This window comes from Micromonospora sp. NPDC049374 (assembly GCF_040677165.1).
Classification (GTDB): domain Bacteria; phylum Actinomycetota; class Actinomycetes; order Mycobacteriales; family Micromonosporaceae; genus Micromonospora.
Genome location: NZ_JBFAQH010000003.1, coordinates 128,352 through 153,302, shown reverse-complemented (window position 1 = coordinate 153,302; position 24,951 = coordinate 128,352). Strand labels below are relative to the sequence as shown.

The window sequence follows — 24,951 nt, the reverse complement described above, 5'->3', positions numbered from 1 at the left end:
TCAGTGCGCGGATCGACGCGCCTTGACCGCGCTGTCGACGATGTCCCAGAGGGTGATGGCGACGATCACCACGACGCTGATCCGGGTGACCGTGCCGAGTCCGCCGTCGTTCAGCCAGGCGAAACGAGCGACGAACTCCGGGTTGAGCAGCCGGTCGTCGAGCAGCAGCCAGATCGCCGGAACCGCGAACGCCAGGCTCAGTACGGCGTTGACGGCGACCAGCGGCCAGGTCCACCGGCGGGCGCGGTACTTGGCGATCTCAAACGCGATGCTGGCGAGCAGGACGACGAGCAGCAGCGGCAGCCAGAACGTCCACAGCGCCGGATCGAGAACCGGCAGGCGCTCGCCGTCGGGCCCCATCACCGACTGGAAGTGCTGCCACGGCAGGAAGGCGGCGAACAGGCCCAGGAACACGATCGAGGCACACACGTCGGTGAGCGTGACGTCCCGCTCGGCGGGGTGCTCGGGTAGCTGGTCGACGCTCCATTCGGGCAGGTTCAGCGGAGTGCCGAGGCGTTCCATCACCGCGAAGACCAGGGTCACCCAGAAGGCGATCTGCACGGCGACGTTGAACGCCCCGGCGATGCCCTCGCCGATCGCGCCCGCCGCATTGTCGGCGACGGTGGCCTGGAGTACGCCCATCAGTACCCCGACGATGGCGGGAATGGTGCTGAGCAGCACGATCAGCAGCCGCTGCCAGGCCAGGTAGTACTCGGGGCCGATGAGTTGCAGCCGACGGTCGGTGTATCGGGCGGCCAGCTGCGCCGGATTGCCCAGCTCGGTGAGGACGGCGCGCTCGGCGGTGGCGGCGTCGACCCCGTCGGCGGTCCGACCGTCGATCATGTCGGCGATGGAGGCGCGCAGTTCCGTGGCGATCTCCTCGCGCCGCCGGGTCGGCACCGAGCGCAGGGTGGCGGCCAGGTAGCGGTCGGTCAGGGAGGTCATCGGGGTGCTCCTTCGATCAGGGTGGTGAGGGAGGTCTGTACGGCGGCCAGGTCATCGAGCAGCCGCCGTAGCACCTGCTCGCCGGACTCGCTGGTGCGGTAGAACTTGCGCGGTCGGCTCTCCTCGGTGTTCCACTCGCTGGTCAGGAGCCCCTGTTCCTCCAGCCGCCGCAGTAGGGGATAGAGGGTGTTTGCGTCGACGGGGAAGCCGTGCCCGGTGAGTCGTTGCAGTAGCGCGTAGCCGTAGTCGGGCCGGCGCAGCGCGACCAGACTGGCCACCACCACCGTGCCCCGACGTAGCTCCTGTAGATGGGTCCGTAGGACGTCATCACTGACCATGCGTCACACCATACTGTGTGCCACACACTGTTGTCCATCGCGCAACGATGTCGCCGAACCAACATCGTGTCAGCCAGGGCTTTTGGGTCCGGCAACGCGGCGTCCGGTCATCCGGGCGCCCCGCGTCGTTCGTCCAGGCGTGCTGTGCGGGTCGTCGAGCACCTGGCGCGGCGCGCTTCAGCGGCCGGAGACGGCGGGGTTAGGGTTAGCGCCGACCGACTCGATCAGCTGACCCGGGGGGCCTCCGCATGGGCGATTCGTTCGCGCATCTGCACGTGCACACGGAGTACTCGATGCTTGACGGGGCGGCCCGGCTCAAGGATCTGTTCGCCGAGGTCAAGCGGCAGGGAATGCCGGCGGTGGCGATGACCGACCACGGCAACATGCACGGCGCGAACGACTTCTACAAGCAGGCGATGGCCGCCGGGGTGACCCCGATCCTGGGCATCGAGGCGTACGTGGCGCCGGAGTCACGGTTCCACAAGCAGCGGGTGCGGTGGGGCCGGCCGGAGCAGAAGAGCGACGACGTCTCAGGTAGCGGTGGCTACACCCACAAGACGATCTGGGCGCGCAACAAGACCGGCCTGCACAACCTGTTCGCGCTGACCTCGCGCTCCTACACCGAGGGCTACTTCGTCAAGTGGCCCCGGATGGACACCGAGCTGCTGGCCGAGTACGCCGACGGACTGATGGCCACCACCGGCTGCCCGTCCGGCGAGGTGCAGACCCGGCTGCGGCTCGGCCACGACGCGCAGGCCCTCGAAGCCGCCGCGAAGTACCAGGAGATCTTCGGCAAGGAGAACTACTTCCTGGAGCTGATGGACCACGGCCTGGACATCGAGAAGCGGGTCCGCGACGGGTTGCTGGAGATCGGCCGCAAGCTCAACATCCCGCCGGTGGTCACCAACGACTCGCACTACACCCACGAGGCGCAGTCCGAGGCGCACGACGTGCTGCTCTGCGTGCAGACCGGAAGCAACGTCGCCGACCCGAACCGGTTCAAGTTCGGCGGCAGCGGCTACTACATCAAGTCGGCCGACGAGATGCGCGGCGTGGACAACTCCGACCCCTGGCTGGAGGGTTGCCGCAACACGCTGCTGGTGGCCGAGCGGGTCGACCCGACCGGGATGTTCGAGTTCCACAACCTGATGCCGCGCTTCCCGGTGCCCGAGGGGGAGACCGAGGAGTCCTGGTTCCGTAAGGAGACCTTCGCCGGCCTGGCCCGCCGGTACCCGGAGGGCATCCCCGAGGGGCACGTCGTACAGGCCGAGTACGAGTTGGGCGTCATCATCCAGATGGGCTTCCCGTCGTACTTCCTCGTGGTGGCCGACTTCATCCAGTGGGCCAAGGCACAGGGCATCGCCGTCGGTCCCGGCCGTGGCTCCGCGGCCGGTTCCCTGGTCGCGTACGCCCTGGGCATCACCGACCTGGACCCGATCCCGCACGGGCTGATCTTCGAGCGGTTCCTCAACCCCGAGCGGGTCTCCATGCCGGATGTCGACATCGACTTCGACGAGCGTCGGCGCGGTGAGGTGATCAAGTACGTCACCGACAAGTGGGGTGAGGACAAGGTCGCCCAGATCGCCACCTTCGGCACCATCAAGGCGAAGGCCGCGATCAAGGACTCGGCCCGGGTGCTCGGCTACCCGTACGCGGTCGGCGACCGGATCACCAAGGCGATGCCACCGGCGGTGATGGGCAAGGACATCCCGCTCACCGGCATCTTCGACCCGAAGCACCCGCGTTACGCCGAGGCCGGCGAGATCCGCGGCCTGTACGAGTCCGACCCCGACGTCCGCAAGGTGATCGACACCGCCAAGGGCATCGAGGGGCTGATCCGGCAGACCGGGGTGCACGCCGCCGGGGTCATCATGTCCGCCGAGCCGATCATCGAGCACATCCCGCTGATGCGCCGGGACGCCGACGGGGCGATCATCACCCAGTTCGACTACCCGACGTGTGAGTCGCTCGGGTTGTTGAAGATGGACTTCCTCGGCCTGCGCAACCTGACCATCATCGACGACGCGCTGAAGAACATCGAGCTGAACCACGGACTCAAGGTCGACCTGCTCAAGCTGCCGCTTGACGACAAACCGACGTACGAGCTGCTGGCCCGGGGTGACACCCTCGGCGTGTTCCAGCTCGACGGCGGGCCGATGCGGTCGCTGCTCCGGCTGATGAAACCGGACAACTTCGAGGACATCTCCGCCGTCCTGGCGCTCTACCGACCCGGCCCGATGGGCGCCAACTCACACACCAACTACGCGCTGCGCAAGAACGGGCTCCAGGAGATCACCCCGATCCACCCGGAACTGGCCGAGCCGCTGGAGGAGATCCTCGGCCCGACCCACGGCCTGATCGTCTACCAGGAGCAGGTGCAGCGTGCCGCCCAGGTGCTCGCCGGGTACAGCCTCGGCAAGGCCGACCTGCTGCGCCGGGCGATGGGCAAGAAGAAGAAGGAGGTCCTCGACAAGGAGTTCATCCCGTTCCGCGACGGGATGAAGAGCAACGGCTACTCCGACGAGGCCATCAAGACCCTGTGGGACATCCTCGTCCCGTTCGCCGACTACGCCTTCAACAAGGCGCACACCGCCGGCTACGGGCTCGTGTCGTACTGGACCGGCTACCTGAAGGCCAACTACCCGGCCGAGTACATGGCGGCGCTGCTGACCTCCGTCGGTGACGACAAGGACAAGATGGCCATGTACCTGTCGGAGTGCCGGCGGATGGGCATCCAGGTGCTGCCACCGGACGTGAACACCTCGGCCGGCCCGTTCACCCCGGTCGGCCGGGAGATCCGTTTCGGCCTCGGCGCGATCCGCAACGTCGGCGCGAACGTGGTCGCCGCGATCATGCGCTGCCGCGAGGAGAAGGGCGAGTACGCCGACTTCTACGACTTCCTGTCCAAGGTGGACGCGGTGGTCTGCAACAAGAAGACCATCGAATCCTTGATCAAGGCGGGGGCGTTCGACTCGCTGAAGCATCCCCGCAAGGGCCTGCTCGCCGTGCACGCCGACGCCATCGACGCGTACGCCGACGTCAAGCGTAAGGAGGCCGTCGGGCAGTACGACCTGTTCGGTGCGGGCTTCGGCGACGACGAGGTGGCGACGAACACCACGGTCATGCCGACCATCGCCGAGGGGGAGTGGGACAAGCGCGACAAGCTCGCGTTCGAGCGCGAGATGCTCGGCCTGTACGTCTCCGACCATCCCCTGTTCGGCCTGGAACACATCCTCGGCGCGGCGGCCGACACCACCATCGCGGCACTGTCGGAGGAGGGCACCGTGCCCGACGGCGCGGTGGTCACCCTCGCCGGCATCCTCTCCGGCGTGCAGCGACGGGTCACCAAGCAGGGACGGGCATGGGCCTCGGCCACCCTGGAGGACCTGGCCGGTGGCGTGGAGACGCTGTTCTTCCCGAACACCTACGAGGTGATCGGGCAGTACATCGCCGAGGACGCGATCGTGGTGGTCAAGGGCCGGGTCGACCGGCGCGACGACACCCCGCGCATCATGGCGATGGACATGTCCCTGCCGGACATCAGCACCAGCACCGCGAACAAGCCGGTCACCCTCACCATCCCGGTGACCCGCTGCACCCCGCCGCTGGTGGAGCGGCTCAAGGAGACGCTGGTGCTGCACCCCGGCGACGCCGAGGTGCACGTCAAACTCCTCAACGGCACCCGTACCACCACCCTGCGCCTGAGCCCGGTCCGAGTGGCCGCCACCACCGCCCTCATGGCCGACCTCAAAAGCGTCCTAGGCCCCGCCAACGTCACCTAACACCCACCCCCACCCCCACCCCCACCCCCACCCCGCTGCGCTCGCCCCCACCCCACCCCACCCCACCCCCTCCGCGCGCGCCGATCTTGCAGTTTTCGTCGCTGGAATGCGCCGATTAGACCCTTTTGGGGAGACAACAACTGCAAGATCGCCGAGAGCGGGGGTGGGTGGGGTGGGGTGGGGTGGGGCCACGGGGGTGGGATTGGCGCTTAGGGGTGGGGGTCGAGGCCACTAGCGTCGGGGTGTGGAACTGGAGCAGGCGCAGAAGCTGTGGCAACCGCAGCCGGGCTGGCTGAACACCGCCAGCTACGGGTTGCCGCCCGACCCGGCCTGGGACGCGTTGCAGGACGCGCTGGCCGCGTGGCGGGTTGGGCGGGGGGCGTGGGAGGACTGGGGCACGTCCACCGACCGGTCTCGGGCGGCGTTCGCCCAACTGGTCGCGGTACCGGTCGCCGACGTCGCGGTCGGCGCCACCGTGTCGCAGTTGCTGGCGCCGGTCGCCGCCGCGCTACCCGCCGGCGCCCGGGTGCTGGCACCCGCGGTCGAGTTCACCTCCAACCTGTTTCCCTGGCTGGTGCAGGCCGAACGGGGCGTCGAGGTGCGCACCGTCCCGCTGGACGAGCTGGCCGCCTCCATCGATGCGGACACCGACCTGGTGGCGTTCAGCCTGGTGCAGTCCGCCGACGGCACGATCGCCGCGTACGACGAGATCGTCGCGGCGGCCCGGGCCCACGGCGCGCTCGTCGCGGTGGACGCCACTCAGGCGTGCGGCTGGCTGCCGTTCGACGCGGCCCGCGCGGACGTCGTGGTGGCCGGCGGATACAAGTGGCTGATGGCTCCCCGGGGCACCGCGTTCGCCTACCTGGCTCCCGGGCTGCGGGACCGGCTGCGACCCGACGCCGCCGGCTGGTACGCGGGTCGCGATCCGCACGCCTCCTACTACGGGCCGCCGTTGCGGCTGGCCGACGACGCCCGCCGGTTCGACCTCTCACCGGCCTGGTTCAGCTGGGTGGGCGCCGTTCCCGCGCTGGAACTGCTGCTGGAGATCGGCGTCGAGCAGGTGCGGGCGTACGACGTGACGCTTGCCAACCGGTTCCTCACCGGTCTGGGGCAGCCACCCGGGCACAGCGCGATCGTCACCGTCGAGGTGCCCGGCGCGCAGGAGAAGCTGGCCCGCGCCGGGGTACGCGCGGCGGTGCGGGCCGGTCGGGTCCGGGCCTCGTTCCACCTCTACTCCACCACCGAGGACGTCGACCTGGCCCTCGACGCGCTCACCTCCTGACCGCGCCGTCCACGCCGCACCGGACGGCTCGCCGGTGTGCGGCCGGCGCCCGCCGCCCGCACTCATCACCTGACCGGTGAGGGCGGGCGGCACGGTCCGCCGGGCGTCTCCCGGCCCGGGCCGGGAGGCCTCCCGTCACCCCGGACGGTGTCCGGAAAAGGTGCGGGACGGGTCCGCCCGGCTCACTTGCCGGTGATGATGCCCGGGTTGATGCACAGTCCCGGCGAGCTGCCGTGCTTGTCCGCGATCTCCAGGCAGCGGGTCACCTTGTCCACCGTCGCGTTGGTCTCGGTGACCTGCTTCTGGATCTCGGCGTTGAGGCGGTCCTGTTCGAGGTTGCGGGTCTGCGCGAGCTTGTCCTGGAACGCCTTGATGTTGCCCTCGGTCTTGTCGTCGTGGTTGACCCGGGTGATGGTGACCGACAGGATCTCGACGTCGTCGGTCAGCCGCCCCTCGGCGTTGGACTTGATGCTCGCCGAGAAGGGCTTGAGGTCGACGTTGAGGTTGCCGGTCTTCGAGTCGATGCGCTCCAACGGGTTGTAGGTGGCGAAGGCGTCGTTCACCGCGCTGTCGAGCTGGACGCCGACCCGCTGCCCCCGGAAGCTCTCGAAGTCACCCTTGTAGTCCATGAACTGCTGCGGGGCGTTCTCGGGCCGGACCTGCCACTCGACAAGCACCTCCACGCACGCGTCCGCGAGGGTGCCGGTACGCACCCGCACGCACTGGTCGCTGCCGATATGGTCGTATTTCTGCCGCCCGGCGTCCCACTCGCCGACCCGCTGCCATGGGGTGACCCATTTGAGGCCGGAGCCGGTGACCTCACCGGTCGGCTTGCCGAAGCTGGTGACGATGCCGACCGAGCGGATCGGTACCGAGTGGGCGCTCGACGCGACGGTGAGGATCGCCGTACCGGCCAGGGCGCCGACCGCCGTCAGCACGCCGATCTGCCGCACCTGGCGTTGCGAGCTGAACAGGACGACGGCGACGGCGATGATCGCAGTGACGGCGGCGACGATCGCCAGGATGAAGCCGAAGGGCATGAGGGGACCTTTCCGGTGACGGCCTTGCTGAGTTGATCATCAACGTAGCTGTCCGGGTCAAGGCGGTCGCGAGCGCATCCGTGGCGGGGCGTCCCGACGAATCCCCCGGTGGAGACCTGTCCACTGGGAGGAAAGTCTGGTGTCTGGGGTACCGATGCCGGCCGAGGTCGTGCAGATCGCGGGCAAGCGCCTGACGGCCGCCGCCGAGGAACTCGACGGCAACCGGGTCGCCGCGCTGGTCGTCGAGCTGGCCGAGGAGTGGGGAGTGGTTCGGCTGTGGGACGACGTCTGCGTGCCGGTGCTCACCGCGCTGGGCGGGCGGACCGCCGTCGGGATCGCCGTCGAGCATGCCCTGTCCGAAGGCGTCCGGGTCGGTCTGGACGTGTTCCGCCGCGATCCGGATGTCGGCCCGCCCACCGACGGCGTGCTGCTGGCCGGGGCGGAGCAGGAGGAACACAGTCTCGGACTGCACGCGCTCGCCGCCGCGTTGCGTGAGCGCGGCCGGGGCTGCCTGCTGGTCGGGCCGGCGCTGCCGTGGACGGCCTTGGCCAGCGCCGTCCATCGGGCCCGGCCGCACACCGTCGCGGTCTGGTCCCAGTCGCCGGTGGCCGGCCGGTCGTACCGCATCGGCCGCTTTGCCCGGGACTTCCCGGCGGTCCGGGTGTACGGTGCCGGGCCGGGCTGGGTCGAGCCGCTCACCCCACCCGCGACGCGTCTCGAATCTCTCTCCACCGCCCTCCGGGTGCTGTAGCCCAGGCCGGCCCGCGCGTGGTTGTCGCCGCCCCCATGGTGACGCGGGTCATACCGATACGGATCCGTTCCGTATCGTAAATGTCCTACGCTCATAGCCGACGCGGACGGGACCGAATCGAAAACCGGGGGCGGAGATGCAGCCGAACGAGAACACCGGACACCCGAGGAGGTGGGCGATCCTCGGCGTGCTGGTGATCAGCCTGCTCGTGGTCGTCCTCGACAACACCATTCTCAACGTCGCGCTACGCACGCTCGCCGACCCGGTGCACGGGCTAGGGGCGAGCCAGGGCGAGTTGGAGTGGTCGATCAACTCCTACACCCTGGTCTTCGCCGGGCTGCTGTTCACCTTCGGCGTGTTGGGGGACCGCGCCGGCCGCCGCAGGATGCTGCTGATCGGGCTCGCGCTTTTCGGCCTGGCGTCCCTGCTGTCGGCGTACGCGCAGACGCCCGGCCAGTTGATCGCCACCCGGGCGCTGATGGGCGTCGGCGGCGCGGCCATCATGCCGGCGACGTTGTCGATCATCTCCAACGTCTTCGACCCTCGGGAGCGAGGACGTGCCATCGGCATCTGGGCCGGCGCGGTCGGTCTGGCGGTGGCCATCGGGCCGGTCCTCGGCGGGTTGTTGCTGGAGCACTACTGGTGGGGCTCGGTCTTCCTGATCAACGTCCCGGTGGTGGCGCTCGGCGTGATCCTGGTTGCGTTGCTGGTGCCCGAGTCGCGCGACCCCGAACCGGGCCGCATCGACGCGTTCGGCGTGCTGCTCTCGGTGGTCGGCCTGGTCGCCCTCACCTACGGCATCATCGACGGCGGCGAGCACGGCTTCGGTCGACCCCTGGTCTGGGTCTCGATCCTCGGCGGCGTCGCGGTGCTGGCCTGGTTCGTCCTGCACGAGCGACGCAGCAGCCACCCGGCGCTGGACGTCCGACTGTTCCGGGTACCCAGGTTCGCCGCCCCGGTGGCGATGATCGGCCTGGTCTTCTTCGCCGCGATGGGCGTGATGTTCTTCAGCTCGTTCTACCTGCAACTGGTACGCGGCTACAGCCCGCTCGAGACCGGCCTGCTCTTCCTGCCCTTCGCGGTCGCCCAACTCGTCTTCGCCCCACGCAGCGCCACCATGGTCCGCAGGTACGGCAGCCGGGCGGTGGCGGTGGTGGGTCTGGTGTTGACCTCGGTGGCGTTGGGCGCGTTCGCCTTCGTCGACGCCGCCACACCCATCTGGCTGGTGCTTGTCGCCTTCTTCCTGCAGGGCGTCGGGATGGCCAACATCATGCCGCCGGCCACCGAATCGATCATGTCGGCGCTGCCCCGGGAGAAGGCCGGCGTGGGCTCCGCGGTCAGCAACACCATCCGGCAGGTGGCCGCCGCGCTCGGCGTCGCGGTGATCGGCTCGGTGCTGGCCGCCGGCTACCGCAACGGGATCGAACCGGCCCTGGCGGATCTGCCATCGACAGCCGGCGAAGCCGCCGGTGAGTCCATCGCCGGCGCGTACGCGGCAGCCGGTCGGCTCGGTCCGGCGGGCCCACAACTGATCGCGACGGCCAACGACTCCTTCGTCTCGGCCATGCATCTCTCGGCCACGCTGGCCGCGCTGGTCGCCGCGGCCGGCATCCTGGTGGCCCTGCGCTTCATGCCCAGCCGGGCCACCACCGGCGCTCCGGTGACGATCGACGAACCCGGGTTGGCCGGTGCCGCACCCGGGCAGGGACAATGAGGAGATGACCAGCACGGCGGACGCTGCACGACCACCTGGGCGGCCACGCAGCGTCCGCGCGGACGAAGCGATCATCGAGGCCACCCTGGACCTGCTCGCGGAGGGCAGCACCATCGAGACGATCTCGGTCGAGGCGATCGCCGCGCGGGCCGGGGTGGGCAAGGCCACCATCTACCGCCGCTGGCCGGGTAAGGACGCGCTGCTACGCGACGCGTTGCGTCGGCTCAAGGGCGATCCGCCGCAGCCGTCCGGGGGGTCCATCCGCGAAGACCTGATCACGCTGGTCACCGCGATCGGCCACAACGTCGACCCGCGTGCGGCGCAGATCATGCCCTGTCTGGTGCCGGAGATGAAACGCAGCCCCGAGCGGTACGCGTTCTACCAGAGCATCGTGGAGCCCCGCCGGGCGGCGATGCGGGAGGTGCTGCGCCGTGGCGTCCGCGAGGGCGAACTCCGCACCGACATCGACATCGAGGTGACGATGGCGATGCTCACCGGCCCGATGCTCATCCAGCGGGTGCTGAACTGGAACCCGGACCTCGACGAGGCGACCCTGCCGGAAAAGGTGGTCGACGGCCTCCTGGCTGGTATCCGCGCTCGCTGACCCGCGTCGTGGCCGCTGCCGCCAACATCGCTCTCCGCGGCAGCCGCCGCGAGGTGTCCGACGTTCGCTCAGCCGGCCGGCGTACGCAGCCGGTGCAGGCGCAGGGCCAACTGGACCTCCAGCGCCCGATCCGGGCGCTGCCAGTCGGCACCGAGCAACTGCCCGACCCGCTCCAGGCGCTGGGTCACCGTGTTGACGTGCACATGCAGCTGCTCGGCGGCCCGGGCCAGGCTGCCACCCACCCCGAAGTACGCCTCCAGGGTCCGCACCAACGCGGTGCCCCGCCGGGCGTCGTATTCGATCACCGGCCCGATGGTCGCGGTGAGGAACCGGCTCACGTCGGCGTCGCCGCCGTCGTCGACGGCACCCAGCAGCAGCCCGACGAAACCCAGCTCGGCGCTGCTCGCCCCCTGCCCGGCCCGGCCCAGCGCGCCGAGCGCGGTCAGGCAACGGTCCGCCTCCCGGAACGCGGCGGCCAGCGACGCCGGGCCCGTCGACGGGCCGCTCGCGCCCGCGGTCACCGGCCGACCGGTGATCCGGGACAGGTCGCGGGCCACCGCCCGGGCACTGCCACCAGCGTCCCGACCGGGCAGCATCAGCGCCACCCGACCGTCCCGCGCCGCGGCCAGCCCGCCCCGCGTCGAGGCGTACGTGGTGGCCCAGGAGAGCACCCGCTGCCGGGCGGAACCGGTCGCCGCGATGGCGTCGTCGCCGACGGCCACCAGCACGTGCGGCGCGTCCAGGTCCACGCCCAACCGACGCGCCCGGCTGCGTAGCGCGTCGGTGTCGCGCAGCGGCCGGGCGATCAGATCGTCGAGCAACTCGCCCCGGACCCGTCCCTCCGCCTCGGCGACGGTACGCCGGAACAGCAGCAGCAGGGCGGTCACCAGCGCCGCCCGTTCCAGGATCCGCTGGTCGGCGTCGGCCGGCTCGCCCTCCGGACGCAGCACCAGCACGCCCAGGTTCTCCGCGCCGGCCACCACCGCGGCGTACCACAACCTGCCTCGGCGTACGCTGCGTCCCTCGGTCCGCGACGCCGCGACCGCCTCCACGATCTCCGCCCGGTCCGGCTCGTCGATCTCACCGACCTGGGCCAGCCGCCGTCCCTCGGCGTCCAGCGCCAGCAGCGCGCCACCGAGCACGTCGGTGACGGCTGAGGCCACGTCCTCCACCCCGCCGCCGCGCAACACCAGCGCGGTCATCCGGTCGTGCGCCGCCGCGGCCCGCTCCACCGAACTGCTGTGCGCGCGGATGGTGGTGTTCGCCGAGGACAACTCCTCCAGCGCCGAGCGGGTCTCGGCCAGCAGCCGCGCGGTGTCGATCGCCACCGCGGCGTGGGCCGCCAGTGAGAGCAGCAGCGCCACCTCCTCGCGGGCGAACGGCCGGGCCGAGCGGTTGGCCGCGTAGAGCACGCCGATGCTTGTCGAGCCGAGTCGCAGTGGCACCCCGAGGATGGCCACCAGCCCTTCCTCACCCACCCCGGCGTCGATCTCGCGGGTGTGGTGGAACCGCTCGTCCTCCGGGTAGTTCGCGGTGACGTACGGGGCGCCGGACTGGGCCACCAGTCCGCCGAGCCCGGCACCCATCGGCAGCCGCAGCCGCTGGAACCGGGCGGAGACCGAACCGTCGGTCACCCGCATGTAGGTGTCACCGCGCTCGGCGTCGTCGAGCGTCATGTAGGCGACGTCCGCACCGAGCAGGTGCCGGGCCCGGTGCACGATCGCCCGCAGCACCTCGTCCAGGTCGCGCAGCCCCGCCAGGTCGCTGACCGTGTCGTACAGGCCGGACAGTTCGCTCTCCCGGCGGCGGCGGCGCTCCAGCAGTGCCCGTACCCGCAGCGCCACCGTCTTGGCCTGCTCCAACTCGGCGAGGCGCTCGGCGGGCAGCCCGGCCGAACGGGCGGCGACCAGCGGCCCCTCGAACTCGACCGCGGCTGCCTCCCGGGCGAGCAGCTCCAGGAACTCCACCGGCGACGACATGACCGACATTCTGCGGGTGGCCGGCGTCAGTTCGCCGTCCAACCCCCGTCGAGCGCGATCGAGGCACCGGTGAGGAACCCCGCCGGAGGTGAGCAGAGGTACGCCAGCAGCTCCGCCACCTCCTCGGGCTCGATCAGCCGCTTCACCGCGGCCCGGGCCAACATGATCTTCTCGATCACCTCGGACTCGGGGATGCCGTGGGCGGTCGACTGGTCGGCGATCTGGCTCTCCACAAGCGCGGTACGCACGTACGCCGGGTTGATGCAGTTGGCCGTCACCCCGTGCGCCGCACCCTCCAGCGCCACCACCTTCGACAGCCCCTCCAGGGCGTGCTTGGCGGAGACGTAGGCCGCCTTGTACGGCGAGGCGCGCAGCCCGTGCACCGAGGAGATGTTCACGATCCGCCCCCAACCGCGGGCGTACATGTGCGGCAGCGCCCGCCGGATCAGCAGGAACGGTGCCTCCACCATCACCCGCTGGATGTACTCGAACCGCTCGACGGGAAAATCCTGGAGCGGTGCCACGTGTTGCAGCCCGGCATTGTTGACCACGATGTCGACGTCGGCGTCGAGTGCGTCCACCGCCGCCGGGTCGGCGAGGTCCACCCCCTCGGCCCGGCCGCCGGCCTCGGCGGCCACCAGCTTGGCCGCCTCGACGTTGCGGTCGACCACCACGACCGTGGCGCCGGCCGCGGCCAGCCGCAGGGCACAGGCCCGGCCGATGCCGCCGCCTCCACCCGTCACGAGGGCGGTACGACCGGCCAGGTCGACGTTCACGACGTGGGGGACCGCCACGGGTTCTGCCGTCATGGCGCAAGAAGTTACGAGCTGTGTGGTCGGGCGCACATGGGATGGTGGCACATACTCCCGCCCTACTGTGTGGTCGTCCGCTACATCCCGGCCGCACCCGCCACGGCGGGCTCGGCCCCGCGCGGCACCGCATGGTGCCCCGGCCAAGACGGGCGTGTCCCGCGGCGCGCGGTGGCGGCGGCATCGGTAGGGTGTCGAACACACGTACTGGCTGGCGGCTGGAGGGAGGCGGCGTGCGGGTGCTCGGCGTCGACCCGGGGCTGACCCGGTGCGGCGTCGGCGTGGTCGAGGGAGTACCCGGTCGGCCGTGCACGCTGATCGCCTACTACGTCGTCTACACCGACCCGGCCGACGAGCTGCCCACCCGCCTGCTGCACCTGGACCGCTCGCTTACCGAGCTGGTTGCCGAGCATCGACCGGACAGCGTGGCCGTGGAGCGGGTGTTCAGCCAGCACAACATGCGTACGGTGATGGGCACCGCCCAGGCCAGCGGGATCGCGGTGCTGGCCGGCGCGCGCGCCGGGCTGCCGGTGCAGACGTACACCCCGAGCGAGGTGAAGGCGGCGGTGACCGGTTCCGGCCAGGCGGACAAGGCCCAGATGACCGCGATGGTCACCCGGCTGCTTCGGTTGCCCGAGCCGCCCCGGCCGGCGGACGCCGCGGACGCCCTCGCGCTGGCCATCTGCCATGTGTGGCGCGGCGGCACCCGGTCGAAACTGGCCGCCGCGGCGGACCGGGTCAGACGAGGAGGAGCGAGATGATCGCCAGTGTGCGTGGCGTGGTGGCCACCACCGGCCCGGACCACGCCGTGATCGAGGTCGGCGGGGTGGGCCTGGCCGTGCAGTGTGCTCCCGGCACGCTCGCCGACCTGCGGGTCGGCCAGCCGGCCCGGCTGGCCACCAGCCTCGTCGTCCGGGAGGACTCGCTCACCCTCTACGGTTTCGCCGACGACGACGCCAAGGCGCTGTTCGAGCTGTTGCAGACCGCCAGCGGGGTCGGCCCGCGGCTGGCCCAGGCGGTGCTCGCGGTGCACACCCCCGACGCGGTACGCAAGGCCATCGCCAACGCCGACACGGCGGCGCTTACCCGGGTGCCGGGCATCGGCAAGAAGGGCGCCGAACGGCTGGTGCTGGAGCTGCGCGACCGCATCGGCCCGGTGCCGGTGGCCGCCGACGGCGCGGCCGGGGTGACCGGCGGCAGCTGGCCGGATCAGGTCCGCCAGGCGTTGATCGGGCTCGGCTGGACGGCCGGCCAGGCCGACCAAGCGGTCGCCGCCGTCGCCGAGACCGTCGACGGCCCCACCCCGCCGGTGCCGGTGCTGTTGAAGCAGGCCATCCGGCTGCTGGGCCGGGCCCGATGAGCAACGAGAACCTGGTCTCGGCGTACGTCAGCGACGCGGAGCTGGACGCGGAGGTCAGCGTCCGACCGAAGCGGCTGGACGAGTTCATCGCCCAGCACCGCGTCCGGGACCAGCTCGACCTGCTGCTCCAGGGCGCGATGCGGCGCGGCTCCCCACCCGACCACATTCTCCTGTCAGGGCCACCGGGCCTGGGTAAGCCGGTCTCTGTCGATGCCCTGGTCCTGCTGGAGGACGGCACGCGACGGCGTCTCGGCGACATCGTGGTGGGCGACCGGGTCATCAGCCGGACCGGTGCGGGCGCGACTGTGTCCGCCGTGCACGAGCAGGGGGAACTGGACAGCGTCCGGATCCGTACGGCGAGCGGACGGGAGGTGGTGGCAGCTCCCGACCACCCGTTCTGGACGCCGGAGGGGTGGGTCAAGGCAGGTGATCTGACCGATCGTGATTTCGTGGCGAACGTCCTGGCTCCGGAGTTGGTCGCCGACGGTACCGAGAGCACCGAGGAGTACCGCCTTGCCGGGTATCTCGTCGGCGACGGGTGCACGAGCAACCAGGTGACCTTCACCGGTGGTGACGAGGACGTGTTGGCCGACTTCCGGTCCACCTGCGATCGGCTCGGGTACGGCCACACCACCCGACCGAACAGCGCCCGTAGCTCCTCGATCCGCATCTCGGGCCTGCTGCCCTGGTTGAAGGAACACGATCTGCTCGGCAAGAACGCCTGGTCCAAGCGGGTTCCGGCGTTCGTGTACCGGGGCGATGCCTGGCAGGTGTCGGCGTTTCTCGGTGCCTACTTCGCCTGTGACGGCACGGTGAGCCGCCGTGGGCGGGACAGGTACGACGTGGTGGTCGAGTACTACAGCGTGTCCCGGGAACTGCTCGCCGATGTACAGCATCTGCTCCTCCGACTGGGCGTGCAGTCGAGGTTGAAGCTCAAGCGAGGGCGGTACCAGGGCAGGCCGCACGAGTCGTGGCGGCTCACCATCACCAGCCAGGATGACGTGGCCAGGTTCGTGCAGCGAGTCACGGTGCTCGGTGAGCGGGGTAGGCGGCTGGCGGAGTGGGCGCCGCGTCGGGATAGGTTCGAGGAACGGCTGGCGACCGACCGGGTGGTGTCCGTCGAGCCGGTTGGCTTGCACGAGTGCCGGTGCCTGACGGTCGACGGTGATCACACCTTTACCGTGAATGACCTGGTCGTGCACAACACCACCCTGGCCAACATCGTCGCCGCCGAGTTGGGTGCCGGGATCCGGGTGACAAGTGGGCCGGCGATCGAACGCTCCGGGGATCTGGCGGCGATCCTGACCAGCCTGGCCGAGGGTGACGTGCTCTTCATCGACGAGATCCACCGGATTGCCAGGCCGGCGGAGGAACTGCTCTACAGCGCGATGGAGGACTTCCGGGTCGACGTGGTGGTCGGCAAGGGGCCGGGCGCCACCGCCATCCCGCTCGACGTGGAGCCGTTCACGCTTGTCGGCGCGACCACCCGGTCGGGTCTGCTCACCGGCCCGATGCGGGACCGGTTCGGCTTCGTGGCTCACCTGGACTTCTACGCACCGGCCGACCTGGAGACGCTGCTGCACCGCTCGGCGCGCATCCTCGGGGTGCCGATCACCGACGACGGTGCGGCGGAGATCGCCGGCCGGTCCCGGGGTACGCCCCGGATCGCCAACCGGCTGCTGCGCCGGGTGCGGGACTACGCCGAGGTACGCGCCGACGGTGTGGTCACCGTCGAGACCGCCCGGGCCGCGCTGACCGTGTACGACGTGGACGCTCTCGGGTTGGACCGGCTCGACCGGGCGGTGCTGACCGCGCTCGTGGATTCGTTCCGGGGTGGCCCGGTCGGCCTGTCGACCCTGGCCGTGGCGGTGGGGGAGCAGCCGGACACCGTCGAGGAGGTCTGCGAGCCGTTCCTGGTGCGGGCCGGGCTGCTGGCGCGTACCCCTCGGGGCCGGGTGGCCACCGAGGCCGCCTGGCACCATCTGGGCCGTACGCCACCGAATGGTACATTTGCGGCAGAAGCTCCTCCCGCGCCCGATCTGTTCACGCTGGACGTCGGCGAGCCGTGATCTGTTCGTGATCTCTGCCGCATTCGGCGTTCCCAGACAGAGCGACTAGACTCGCCGCGGTCTGTACAGGACGTGAAAATCCGCCTCCGTTCCGGCGCCGACGCGCCGGTCCGGCGGCCAATAGGAAGGTCGACAACCGTGCACTACGCAGCAGAAGGCGGCGGAGCGGGAGGCTTCACGCCGATCCTCATGATCGCTCTGCTCTTCGGCGTCATGTACTTCATGATGATCCGTCCGCAGCAGAAGCGCCGCCGCGAGGCCGAATCGATGCAGTCCAACCTCTCCGTGGGCGACGAGGTGGTCACCATCGGTGGGCTCTACGGCACGGTCACCGGTGTCGAGGACGACAGCGTCCTGCTGGAGGTCGCTCCCGGAGTGCAGACCCGCTACGCCCGCCCGGCGATCGCCCGGGTGGTCACCCCGGCGGAGCGCCCGGTCGAGTCGCCCGTCGAGGAGTCCGACTCCGTCAAGGACTGACGCCGAGTCCCATCCGGGTTGCCGGTCTCCCGGCGGTTCGGATGGGAGGTGCCCACGCGCGTCCCCGGGTGGGTGCCATCCTCGAATTGCGCATTGAGACAATTGGATAGAAGGCCGACGCCGGGCGCCGGCGCGCCGGCTCGTACCCGGTCCACGCGTCCGCGTCGACCGCCCGAGGCGGCGGCGCCAGCCTGAGCGCCGTCGGAAGGCAGACCGTCGGCCGGGGGATTCCGGCCGACCCGCCGCCGCGCCCGCGGCGGCGTGACCACAGGGAGACAGGACAGCCGTGGCACCACCTCAGGGACAGATGCGCCCAGGACGGCAGTTGGCCGTGCTCGGGGCCATCTTCGTCGTCCTCTATCTTTTGGTGTTCTTCTCGGGCGGCGCCAGCGGTGGCTGGAAGGATCGGCTCGAACCCCGCCTCGGTCTCGACCTGGTCGGCGGTACCCGGCTCACGCTGGAGGCCACCAACACCCTGGACGGCCGGGCCCCGACGGCGGAGAACCTGGAACGCGCCCGCCAGATCATCGAGAGCCGGGTCAACGCGTACGGCGTGGCCGAGGCGGAGGTGGTCACCGAGGGCGACCGCAACATCGTCGTCTCCCTGCCCGGCGAGAACCGCGAGCTCAACGAGGTTGGCAGCGCCGCCGAGCTGCGGTTCCGGAAGGTGCTGAAGATCGCCGACGGCAGCGGGTCGATCCCGTCGCCGGCCCCGAGCGAGAGCCCTTCGGCGACCCCGTCCGGCACCGCGAGCCCCGAGGCCACCCCGTCGGGCTCCGCGAGCCCCACGCCCGACGCCGAGGCCACCTCGTCGCCCGACGCTGGTGGCCAGGGCGGTGGCGCGCCGACGCCGACGCCGACGCCGTCGGCGACTGCGTCGCCCGCCCCGTCGGCCACGCCGGACGAAGAGGTGACGCAGAGCATCGAGGAGCAGCGCCGAGCCGTCGAGCAGAAGGTCGGCGCCGAGGCGTGGGCCGCGGCGAGCGGACTACAGGCGCCGGCCGACCTGAGCGCCGACCCGTCGCTGGCCGACAAGCTCAAGCCGTTCGGTGAGCTGACCGGCCGCGAGGTCGCGGTGCTGCCGGCGCAGATGCAGTTCAACGTGCCGACGATCAGCTGCGTCCAGCTCGACGACCGGCCTCCGGCGTCCATCTCCAACCCGGAGCAGCAGGTCGTCGCCTGTGAGGGTGGCTACGCCAAGAACCTGCTGGACGTGGCAAAGGTGCTCGGCACCGACGTCTCCGACGCCAACGCGGTGCGCGACCAGACCAGCCAGTGGGTGGTCAGCCTCAACTTCACCGGCTCGGGCCAGGACAAATGGACCGCGCTGACCCGCGAGGCGTTCAACAACGAGGGCCAGGCGTGTGACGCGTCCGCGCTCGGTGACGAGGGCAAGTGCCGGGTCGCCGTGGTGCTGGACAACGCGATCATCTCGTCGCCGCAGATCCAGGGCGTGCTGACCGGCAACTCCCAGATCACCGGTAACTTCAGCAACGCCGAGGCCAGTGAGCTGGCCGGCTACCTCAGCTACGGTGCCCTGCCGGTCACCTTCGAGGCGCAGGAGCAGCAGAACGTCACCGCCACCCTGGGCGCCAGCCACCTGCGGGCCGGTCTGCTCGCGGCCGGTATCGGCATGCTGCTGGTCATCATCTACTCGTTCTTCTACTACCGTCTGCTCGGCTCGGTGATCTTCCTGAGCCTGATCCTGTCGGCGCTGCTGCTCTTCGGCGCCCTGGTGGTCCTCGGCCGGCAGATCGGCTTCACGCTCACCCTCGCCGGCATCGCCGGCATCATCGTCTCGCTCGGTGTGGCGGCGGACTCGTTCGTCATCTACTTCGAACGACTGAAGGACGAGATCCGGGAGGGCCGCAGCCCACGTAGCGCGGTACCCCGCGCCTGGGTCCGAGCCCGCCGGACGATCATCTCCGCCAACGCGATCACGATCATGTCCGCGGTGGTGCTCTACATCGTCTCGGTCGGCACGGTGAAGGGCTTCGCCTTCGCCCTCGGCCTGGCCACGGTGCTGGACCTGCTCGTGGTCTTCCTCTTCCGGCATCCGATCATGACGATGTTCGCCCGAACCAAGGCGTTCCTGTCCCCGCGGGTCAGCGGCCTGGGCCGGGCACTGCCGGCCCGTTCGGAGCCGGCCCAGCCCCGCAACCAGCGTGTCAAGGAGGCCTGAGATGGCTGAGACTGGTCTGGCAGCCCGCCTCTACCGAGGTGAGGCCGGCCTCAACATCGTCGGCCGGCGCAAGGTGTGGTTCACCGTCGCCGCCGTGCTGGTGATGATCGCGCTCGGTAGCGTCATCTTCCGGGGCTTCAGCCTCGGCATCGAGTTCGCCGGCGGCAACTCGTTCCAGGTCCCGACAAGTGTCGGCACCCTGGAGCAGGTGGAGCAGCGCGCCGGCGAGGTGCTGACCGGTGAGGGCGGCCGGGTCGTCACCACCCAGCAGGTCGGTGGAGGCGGGGGCGAGTTCTACGAGCTGCGTACCACCGAACTCGACGCCGAGCAGGCCGAAGCGGTCCGGGTCGAGTTGGGGCAGGTGTTCAACATCGACCCGGCGGAGATCGCCAGTAACCGGGTCAGCGAGGCGTGGGGCAGCCAGGTGACCAACCGGGCACTGCTCGGTCTGGTGATCTTCCTGGCGCTGGTGACCGTCTACCTGGTCCTGCGCTTCGAGTGGCAGATGGCCGTGGCGGCCATCTTCTCGCTGGTGATGAACCTGGTCCTCACCGCCGGTCTCTACTCGATCGTCGGCTTCGAGGTCACCCCGTCGACGATCATCGGATTCCTCACCATCCTGGGCTTCGCCCTGTACGACGTGGTGGTGGTCTTCGACAAGGTGCAGGAGAACACCAGAGGGATCACCGCGAACAACAACCAGACGTACGGCGAGGCGGCCAACCTGGCCGTGAACCAGAGCCTGATGCGGTCGATCAACACCTCGGTGGTGGCCCTGCTCCCGGTCGGCGGCATCCTGTTCATCGGTGCCGGCCTGCTCGGCGCGGGCACCCTGAAGGACCTCGGCCTGGTGCTCTTCGTCGGTATGGCGATGGCCTTCGTCACCTCGATCACGCTGGCCACCCCGCTGCTGGTGGTGCTGAAGAACCGTGACCCGCGGATCCAGGCACACAACAAGCGGGTGCTGGCCCGGCGCGGCACGGTCAACCGGGGCGAGACCCCGGCCAAGGCCAGCCCGGCTGCCACGGCCGAGCCGGAGCAGGAGCCGGTCACCGCGGAGGCCGGCGCCCTCGCCGGTGCCGCCGCGCCGAAGGTGGGCGCCCGGCCGGCGGGCAAGCGTTCCGGTGGCGCTCGGGGTGGGCGTCCCGGTGGCGGTAACCGTCCGGGCGGAAAGCGACGCTGAGGACGCTCGGAACGACCCGGTAGGAACAGGTACCGGCGGCGTCCTGCATGCTGTGCGAGCAGTGTGCGGGACGCCGCCGTCGTGTGGAAGGGATGCGGAACTGCCGTGACGGAGACCCACAGCACCGGGGTACGCGGAGACAGCGGGCCGGAGGCGGCCCGGCTGGTGGCCAGCCGGGTGCTCGATGTGCCCGACTTCCCCAAACCCGGCGTCATGTTCAAGGATCTGATGCCGTTGTTCGCCGACGGTGCAGCCTTCCGGGACGTGATCGACGGGATCGTCGCGTACCACGGACGGGAGTCCTTCGACGCCGTGGTCGGCATCGAGGCGCGGGGATTCGTCGTCGCCGCCGCGATCGCGTACGCGACGGGAGTCGGGGTGGTGCCGGTGCGTAAGGCCGGCAAGTTGCCCCGTCCGGCGTACGCCGCCTCCTACGAACTGGAGTACGGCGAGGCCACACTCGAGGTGCACCAGGACGCCTTCACCGCCGGTCACCGGGTGCTGGTGGTCGACGACGTACTCGCCACCGGTGGCACGGCGGCGGCCACGCTGGACCTGGTCGAGCGGGCGGGTGGCACGGTGGCGGGCTTCACCGTGCTGCTGGAGTTGTCGTTCCTCGGTGGGCGTGACCGACTGGCCCCGCGTCCCGTGCATGCCCTGTTGACCGTTTGAGACGGCGACGACCCCGGACGAGCCCGGCACGGTCCGTCCGGCGGAGCGGCACGGCACCCCCGGTGGGGGTAGCATTGCCCATTGCTGACCGGGCGGTTACCCGCCTGTGCGGCGCTAGACCAGACCGGCCGACGCACGGTCGGTGTCGTCCCGGCGAGCGGTGAGGAGGCCGGTGTCCCACGAGGTCGTTCCTCCGGTGGAGGGCACGGTGCACCCGACAGGTGACGCGGAGGGCTCGCTGACCGACCGCAACGGCGTCGTACCGGCGTCGGGTGGCGGGTCCGCGGCGCAGCAGACCGGTGACCCGGCTCGTCCGTCCGTCGGCGTCGGGGACGGTGCCGGCGATTCCTCGGCGGCCGGTGGTTTCGCCCTGTCCCACGCGCCCACCGGGCGGCGGGTCCGGGCACGGCTCGCCCGGTTCAACGCGCCATGGCAGTCGTCGCAGGTCAGCGAGGTGCTGGAGCCGCTGATCGCGTCACACCGGGAGAATCACCCCAAGGCTGACGCACGGCTGTTGCAGCGGGCCTTCGACACGGCGGCGCGCTGGCACTCCGGGCAGTACCGCAAGTCCGGCGACCCCTACATCACCCACCCGCTCGCGGTGGCGACCATCCTGGCGAACCTGGGCATGGACACCACCACCCTGGTCGCCGCGCTGCTGCACGACACCATCGAGGACACGGAATACTCCCTCGACCAGATGCGGTCCGACTTCGGTGGTGAGGTAGCCCTGCTGGTCGACGGGGTCACCAAGCTCGACAAGGTCAAGCTCGGCGACGCGGCGAAGGCCGAGACGATCCGCAAGATGGTCGTCGCGATGGCCAAGGACCCACGCGTCCTGGTGATCAAGCTGGCCGACCGGCTGCACAACATGCGGACGCTCACCTTCCTGCCGCGCCCGAAGCAGGAGCAGAAGGCGAAGGAGACGCTGGAGATCCTCGCCCCCCTGGCCCACCGGCTCGGTATGAACACGATCAAGTGGGAGCTGGAGGATCTGGCGTTCGGGACGTTGTTCCCGAAGCGGTTCGAGGAGATCAACCGGCTGATCGGGGAGCATCAGCCGCAGCGCGAGGCGTTGCTGCGGCAGGTGACCCAGAAGGTGCAGACCGACCTGAAGGCCGCCAAGATCAAGGCGGAGACCACCGGTCGGCCGAAGCACCTGTACTCGATCTACCAGAAGATGATCGTGCGGGGGCGGGACTTCAACGACATCTACGACCTGGTGGGTGTGCGGATCCTGGTCGACACGGTGCGGGACTGCTACGCGGCGCTGGGGGTGATCCACGCGAACTGGCAGCCGGTGCCGGGCCGGTTCAAGGACTACATCGCCATGCCGAAGTTCAACATGTACCAGTCACTGCACACCACGGTTATCGGTCCGACCGGTAAGCCGGTGGAGATGCAGATCCGCACGTACGCGATGCACCGCACGGCGGAGTTCGGCATCGCGGCGCACTGGAAGTACAAGGAGCACAAGGGCACCCAGATCGTCGGCCCACCCGCGCACATCGACGAGATGACCTGGCTGCGGCAGCTGCTGGACTGGCAGCGGGAGGCCGCCGACCCGAGCGAGTTCCTGGACGCGCTGCGGTTCGACCTGTCCAGCCAGGAGGTGTACGTCTTCACCCCGAAGGGTGACGTGATCCCGTTGCCGACGGGGTCGACGCCGGTGGACTTCGCGTACGCGGTGCACACCGAGGTGGGGCACAAGTGCATCGGGGCGCGGGTCAACGGCAAGCTGGTGCCGTTGGAGTCGACGCTGTCCAACGGTGACGTGATCGAGATCTTCACCTCGAAGTCCGACACGGCCGGCCCGACGCAGGACTGGCTCGGCTTCGTGAAGAGCCCCCGGGCGCGGACGAAGATCCGGCAGTACTTCAACAAGGAACGTCGCGAGGAGGCGATCGAGGAGGGCAAGGACGCGATCGTCAAGGCGATGCGCAAGCAGGGCATGCCGTTGCAGCGGATGCTCACCTCCGACAACCTGATGGCCATCGCCCGGGACCTGCACCTGCCCGATGTGGCGTCGCTGTACGCGGCGGTCGGCGACAGTCAGGTCTCCGCCCAGTCGGTGGTGCAGAAGCTGATGGCCTCCTACGGCGGCGAGGAGGGCGCGGCCGAGGACATCGCCGAGACCGCCGTGGCCACCCGCCCGCCGCGCAGCCGCGCCTCCAGCCACGATCCCGGTGTGGTCGTACGCGGTGTCAGCGACGTGTGGATCAAGCTGGCCCGCTGCTGCACTCCGGTCCCGCCCGACTCGGTGTTCGGTTTCGTGACCCGTTCCGGCGGGGTGAGTGTGCACCGCGACGACTGCGCCAACGCGGAGGATCTACGCGCCCAGGGCGAGCGGGTGGTGGAGGTGAACTGGAAACTCACCTCCGCCTCGACCTTCCTGGTGGCGATCCAGGTGGAGGCGCTCGACCGGCACAAGCTGCTCGCGGACGTCACCCGGGTGCTCTCCGAAGAGCGGGTCAACATCCTCTCCGCCACCGTCACCACCACCCGCGACCGGGTGGCGGTGAGCCGGTTCAGCTTCGAGATGGCCGACCCGAAACACCTAGGGCACCTGCTAGCCGCCGTACGCAAGGTAGACGGCGTCTTCGACGCCTACCGCGTAACCTCCGGCGCCTAACCCCCTCCCACCCCACCCCCACCCCCGCGCTACCCCACGCCCGCGCTACCCCCTGCGCCCGCGATCTTGCACTTTTCGTCTCCGCATATCGGGTAAAAGCCTCGTAACGGCGACACAAAGTGCAAGATCGCGGGTGCGGGTGCAAGATCGCGGGTGCGGGTGCGGGTGCGGGTGCGGGTGCGGGTGCGGGTGCGGGTGCGGGTGCGGGTGCGGGTGCGGGTGCGGGTGCGGCGAAGCGCCCGCCGGGCGTGGCCGGCGGGCGCTTCGGAGGTTGGTTCGGGTCAGGCGTCGGTCATGGTGAGGTCGGTGATGACGACCTCCTTCTTGGGGTGACCGCCGCCGGCCTGCTGGGCGAACGCGCCGTCGTCACCGGCCGCCGCGACGTCGTTCACGATGTCCATCCCGCCGGTGATGGTGCCGAGGACGGTGTAGTTCGGGTCCAGCGGCGAGTCGCCGTACACGATGAAGAACTGGCTGCCGCTGCTGGACGGCTGGCCCGAGTTGGCCATCGCGATGACGCCTGCCGGGTACGGCGGCCGCTTGTCGGCCGGCAGGTTCTCCTCCGCCATCCGGTAGCTCGGGCCGCCGGTGCCGTCGGTGTCCCGCCAGCCCTCGCCGGTGGCGCTCGGATCGCCGCACTGGAGCACCTTGATGCCTTCGGTCACCAGCCGGTGGCACTTGGTGTTGTCGAAGAAGTTCTGCTCGGCCAGGTGGGTGAAGCTGCCCGCCGTGCACGGCACCGCGGACCGGTCGATCCGGGCGGTGATCGGGCCGAGGTTCGTGGTGATCGTCATGGTCTGGACGCCAGCCTTGCTCTGCTGGGTGTCCGGCAGCCCGACGTCCTTGGTCGTCGGGCTGCGTTCGCCGTCGGCCAGCTCGACCCAGTCGCACTGCACGGAGTTCGCGTCCTGGGCCGTGTTGTCGGTGCCGCTGTCGTCGCCGAGCACGTTGCTGGCCAGCCAGGCCGTGCCGGCGACCACCAGCAGCAGGACCACGCCGGCCCCGACGACCGCCTGCGTCTGGCGGCGCTTACGGGCCCGAGCGGCCCGCTCGGCCATCTCCTTCTCGAGCCGGGCGCGGGCCGCCGCGCGCTGCCGCTCTCTGGTGGACGTCACGCCTCGATCCTCCTGGA

19 protein-coding genes and 2 pseudogenes are annotated in these 24,951 nt (G+C 70.2%); 15 read left to right on the top strand and 6 right to left on the bottom strand.

Features of this window, described 5'->3' with window-relative positions:
- Nucleotides 1-945, bottom strand: coding sequence for a permease prefix domain 1-containing protein (locus AB0J93_RS06625; RefSeq protein WP_363918821.1), 945 nt, complete (start codon nt 943-945; stop codon nt 1-3).
- A complete protein-coding gene (locus tag AB0J93_RS06620) occupies nt 942-1,283 on the bottom strand; it encodes a PadR family transcriptional regulator (RefSeq protein ID WP_204008260.1) in 342 nt (113 codons plus the stop codon). The genes AB0J93_RS06625 and AB0J93_RS06620 overlap by 4 nt, the downstream gene beginning before the upstream one ends.
- 248 nt (nt 1,284-1,531) lie before the next feature.
- Here AB0J93_RS06620 and dnaE point away from each other — a divergent pair, with 248 nt between their 5' ends.
- Together dnaE and AB0J93_RS06610 are read left to right on the top strand one after the other, a co-directional pair.
- Entirely contained in the window at nt 1,532-5,065 is a 3,534-nt protein-coding gene (gene dnaE / locus AB0J93_RS06615; RefSeq protein ID WP_363918819.1) for a DNA polymerase III subunit alpha, read from the top strand.
- A 244-nt stretch (nt 5,066-5,309) separates the two neighbouring features.
- Entirely contained in the window at nt 5,310-6,347 is a 1,038-nt protein-coding gene (locus AB0J93_RS06610; protein ID WP_363918817.1) for an aminotransferase class V-fold PLP-dependent enzyme, read from the top strand.
- Between the two features lie 182 nt (nt 6,348-6,529).
- On the opposite strand, the gene AB0J93_RS06605 is transcribed toward AB0J93_RS06610, so the two are convergent.
- Nucleotides 6,530-7,387 (bottom strand): SPFH domain-containing protein, encoded by an 858-nt coding sequence (locus tag AB0J93_RS06605; protein WP_363918815.1) that lies wholly within the window; start codon nt 7,385-7,387, stop codon nt 6,530-6,532.
- 139 nt (nt 7,388-7,526) lie between these two features.
- On the opposite strand from AB0J93_RS06605, the gene AB0J93_RS06600 reads away from it, so the two are divergent.
- The 3 genes from AB0J93_RS06600 (at nt 7,527) to AB0J93_RS06590 (ending at nt 10,456) form a co-directional block, all read left to right on the top strand.
- On the top strand, nt 7,527-8,138 hold the full coding sequence (locus tag AB0J93_RS06600; protein WP_363918813.1) for a transcriptional regulator: 612 nt from the start codon (nt 7,527-7,529) through the stop codon (nt 8,136-8,138).
- 136 nt (nt 8,139-8,274) lie between these two features.
- Nucleotides 8,275-9,852 (top strand): MFS transporter, encoded by a 1,578-nt coding sequence (locus AB0J93_RS06595; RefSeq protein ID WP_363918811.1) that lies wholly within the window; start codon nt 8,275-8,277, stop codon nt 9,850-9,852.
- 4 nt (nt 9,853-9,856) lie between these two features.
- Nucleotides 9,857-10,456 (top strand): TetR/AcrR family transcriptional regulator, encoded by a 600-nt coding sequence (locus AB0J93_RS06590; protein ID WP_363918809.1) that lies wholly within the window; start codon nt 9,857-9,859, stop codon nt 10,454-10,456.
- A gap of 68 nt (nt 10,457-10,524) precedes the next feature.
- On the opposite strand, the gene AB0J93_RS06585 is transcribed toward AB0J93_RS06590, so the two are convergent.
- Both AB0J93_RS06585 and AB0J93_RS06580 read right to left on the bottom strand, forming a co-directional pair.
- Complete coding sequence (locus tag AB0J93_RS06585; protein ID WP_363918807.1) at nt 10,525-12,444, bottom strand: helix-turn-helix domain-containing protein; 1,920 nt, start codon at nt 12,442-12,444, stop codon at nt 10,525-10,527.
- Nucleotides 12,445-12,461: 17 nt separating this feature from the next.
- Nucleotides 12,462-13,244, bottom strand: coding sequence for a 3-hydroxybutyrate dehydrogenase (locus AB0J93_RS06580; RefSeq protein ID WP_363918805.1), 783 nt, complete (start codon nt 13,242-13,244; stop codon nt 12,462-12,464).
- 233 nt (nt 13,245-13,477) lie between these two features.
- On the opposite strand from AB0J93_RS06580, the gene ruvC reads away from it, so the two are divergent.
- From ruvC to AB0J93_RS06530, 10 genes and pseudogenes are all read left to right on the top strand, one after another.
- A complete protein-coding gene (ruvC, locus tag AB0J93_RS06575; RefSeq protein WP_363918803.1) occupies nt 13,478-14,005 on the top strand; it encodes a crossover junction endodeoxyribonuclease RuvC in 528 nt (175 codons plus the stop codon).
- Entirely contained in the window at nt 14,002-14,604 is a 603-nt protein-coding gene (gene ruvA / locus AB0J93_RS06570) for a Holliday junction branch migration protein RuvA (RefSeq protein ID WP_363918801.1), read from the top strand. The genes ruvC and ruvA overlap by 4 nt, the downstream gene beginning before the upstream one ends.
- Nucleotides 14,601-14,882, top strand: a pseudogene (locus AB0J93_RS06565) (Holliday junction branch migration DNA helicase RuvB); the annotation flags it as partial. The gene ruvA and the pseudogene AB0J93_RS06565, both read left to right, overlap by 4 nt.
- A pseudogene (locus AB0J93_RS06560) lies at nt 14,865-15,617 on the top strand (LAGLIDADG family homing endonuclease); the annotation flags it as partial. The pseudogenes AB0J93_RS06565 and AB0J93_RS06560, both read left to right, overlap by 18 nt.
- Entirely contained in the window at nt 15,618-16,673 is a 1,056-nt protein-coding gene (gene ruvB, locus AB0J93_RS06555; RefSeq protein WP_363919446.1) for a Holliday junction branch migration DNA helicase RuvB, read from the top strand.
- 138 nt (nt 16,674-16,811) lie between these two features.
- Nucleotides 16,812-17,150, top strand: coding sequence for a preprotein translocase subunit YajC (gene yajC / locus AB0J93_RS06550; protein ID WP_170863428.1), 339 nt, complete (start codon nt 16,812-16,814; stop codon nt 17,148-17,150).
- A 286-nt stretch (nt 17,151-17,436) separates the two neighbouring features.
- Complete coding sequence (secD, locus tag AB0J93_RS06545) at nt 17,437-19,332, top strand: protein translocase subunit SecD (protein ID WP_363918798.1); 1,896 nt, start codon at nt 17,437-17,439, stop codon at nt 19,330-19,332.
- 1 nt (nt 19,333) lies between these two features.
- Complete coding sequence (gene secF, locus AB0J93_RS06540; RefSeq protein WP_363918796.1) at nt 19,334-20,515, top strand: protein translocase subunit SecF; 1,182 nt, start codon at nt 19,334-19,336, stop codon at nt 20,513-20,515.
- A gap of 105 nt (nt 20,516-20,620) precedes the next feature.
- Nucleotides 20,621-21,187 (top strand): adenine phosphoribosyltransferase, encoded by a 567-nt coding sequence (locus tag AB0J93_RS06535; protein ID WP_363918794.1) that lies wholly within the window; start codon nt 20,621-20,623, stop codon nt 21,185-21,187.
- A gap of 196 nt (nt 21,188-21,383) precedes the next feature.
- On the top strand, nt 21,384-23,819 hold the full coding sequence (locus tag AB0J93_RS06530; RefSeq protein WP_363919444.1) for a bifunctional (p)ppGpp synthetase/guanosine-3',5'-bis(diphosphate) 3'-pyrophosphohydrolase: 2,436 nt from the start codon (nt 21,384-21,386) through the stop codon (nt 23,817-23,819).
- A 281-nt stretch (nt 23,820-24,100) separates the two neighbouring features.
- Here AB0J93_RS06530 and AB0J93_RS06525 read toward each other — a convergent pair whose 3' ends face one another.
- Entirely contained in the window at nt 24,101-24,934 is an 834-nt protein-coding gene (locus AB0J93_RS06525; RefSeq protein WP_363918792.1) for a peptidylprolyl isomerase, read from the bottom strand.
- Nucleotides 24,935-24,951: the final 17 nt, after the last annotated feature.